The following is a 2,050-nucleotide window of genomic DNA, read 5'->3' as shown; positions in this document are numbered from 1 at the left end:
TAACCCTTCTTCAACACTAGCTAACCGTAACATCGCTTGTCTAATTTCGTTCATTTGCTCTTCGTGAAGCAATCGATGTGACTCATATTGCAACCTACTGGTTTCTTGCTGCTCCAACATGGCTTGAATAGTCCGAGCATTAGATGCTACTAATTGTTGTAATTCTTGGTCAGTCATCGTAAATCAGTAATTACGGCTATCTTTATATTTTAAAACATTTAACTCAAATCTGCGGGAACGCAACGACGCATAATCGAAAACATCGATCTATAGTTTTTGCAAGACAGGAATTGAGATAGTAATAATCTCGTCTAATCCTAATAAAATGACGGCTGATGAGATCGATCGAATCGCCAAAGCTAATCTGCCTGCCTTTACATCTCTGAATTTATTTAAAACTAACAGCGTTTCATTTTCTAGATAATTAACTAAGGCTGTTAAATAATTTTCCTCTTCAGCAAGATTCCATTCATCTTCAAGTAATTGTGCTGGCAAAATAATTTTTCCGCCAATTGCAGGTGATAATCCCCACAAGGCAAATGAGATCGCAGCAATGATTAAAATGTATGCACCTAATTTTAGTAAGTAACAAGATAGACAAAGATAAGTTAATCCCTTGGTAATAACTAAATTATATCCTGGTAAATCCTTGCCAAAATTAACTAGAATACCACTGAGTGTTAAAACTAATCCGAGCTTAGTATTTATTTTGTCAACACTTTCATTTACAACCTTTATAGAATTTAAAGTATAATCGTAAGTAAGCTTAATATTCGTCATTACTCAAGGTGCTTAAAATGACAGACAAATCAGTAAATCAAGGTCAAAGTCAAAGTCAAAGTCAGGGTCAAAATACATCCCAGTCAACAACACCGTCAACACCGCCACCACGCATTTTACCGAAGGTCGATCCCGCTAAGACTATCAACTACAGACAAGATGGTGCCGATCCCAAGAGTGTACAAAAATAGTTGTAAGGCAATTCTGGATTCTGAAACCAAACCCTTATTTGAGGGTTTGGTTTTTCTATCTAGCTTGACTAATCACTACCTCGCAATTTATCCAAGACACTACGATCTTCTAGTGTTGAAGTATCACCAGAAACCTCTTTCCCTGCGGCTAGATCGCGCAATAATCGCCGCATAATTTTACCCGATCGAGTCTTGGGTAGCGCATCAGTAAAGCGGATTTCACCAGGACGAGCGATCGCACCAATTTCAGTACCGACGTGTTTTTGCAACTCTTTTGCTAAACTTGGATCGCCAACAAAGTTATTATTTAGAGTTACAAACGCGACGATTTCTTCACCCTTAATCTCATCAGGTTTCCCGACAACAGCAGCTTCAGCAACGGAAGGGTGAGAGACGAGCGCGGATTCGACTTCCATCGTGCCTAGACGGTGCCCAGAGACGTTGAGCACGTCGTCGGTGCGTCCCATGATCCAGAAGTATCCATCGGCATCCTGACGCGCTCCATCCCCCGCAAAATACATGTATTTGCCATCTTGGGGGGCAATGTGTTCCCAGTAGGTTTTGCGGAAACGTTCGTCGTCGCCGTAGACTGTGCGCATCATTCCTGGCCAAGGATATTGAACGGTTAAGTAGCCACCATTATTGGCGGGAAGGGGATTACCATCGAGATCGACGATTTCAGCAACGATACCAGGGAAGGGGCGGGTGGCGGAGCCTGGTTTGGTGGGAATTGCGCCAGGGAGGGATGTAATCATGATTCCTCCAGTTTCAGTTTGCCACCAAGTATCGACGATCGGACATTTTTCTTTGCCGATGACGCGGTGGTACCACATCCAGGCTTCGGGGTTGATGGGTTCGCCGACTGTTCCCAGCAGGCGGAGGGTAGAGAGGTTGCGGGCGTTGGGGAGTTCTTCGCCCATTTTCATAAAGACACGAATGGCTGTGGGGGCGGTGTAGAAGATGGTGACACCATATTTTTCAATGATATCCCAAGTGCTGCCTGGTTTTGAGGGGCGGGTGACTCCTTCATACATGACCGTCGTCGCGCCTTTGGATAATGGCCCATAGACGATATAACT

3 protein-coding genes are annotated in these 2,050 nt (G+C 43.7%); 1 reads left to right on the top strand and 2 read right to left on the bottom strand.

Annotated features, from left to right (window positions below; genetic code table 11):
- Window positions 1-267: 267 nt before the first annotated feature.
- A complete protein-coding gene (locus RMO27_RS04010; protein WP_309729347.1) occupies window positions 268-780 on the bottom strand; it encodes a hypothetical protein in 513 nt (170 codons plus the stop codon).
- Between the two features lie 17 nt (window positions 781-797).
- On the opposite strand from RMO27_RS04010, the gene RMO27_RS04005 reads away from it, so the two are divergent.
- The gene (locus RMO27_RS04005; protein ID WP_309729346.1) at window positions 798-971 is read left to right on the top strand and encodes a hypothetical protein; all 174 of its coding nucleotides are present in this window, start codon (window positions 798-800) and stop codon (window positions 969-971) included.
- 68 nt (window positions 972-1,039) lie between these two features.
- Here the strand turns inward: RMO27_RS04005 and RMO27_RS04000 are convergent.
- The coding region (locus RMO27_RS04000) for an AMP-binding protein (RefSeq protein ID WP_309729345.1) at window positions 1,040-2,050 on the bottom strand (1,011 nt) is incomplete at its 5' end.

It is taken from the genome of Chamaesiphon sp. OTE_75_metabat_556 (assembly GCF_031378165.1).
In the GTDB taxonomy this organism is placed as follows: Bacteria; Cyanobacteriota; Cyanobacteriia; order Cyanobacteriales; family Chamaesiphonaceae; genus Chamaesiphon.
The sequence above is the reverse complement of the archived record's forward strand: the minus strand, read 5'-3'. Positions and strand labels throughout refer to the sequence as shown.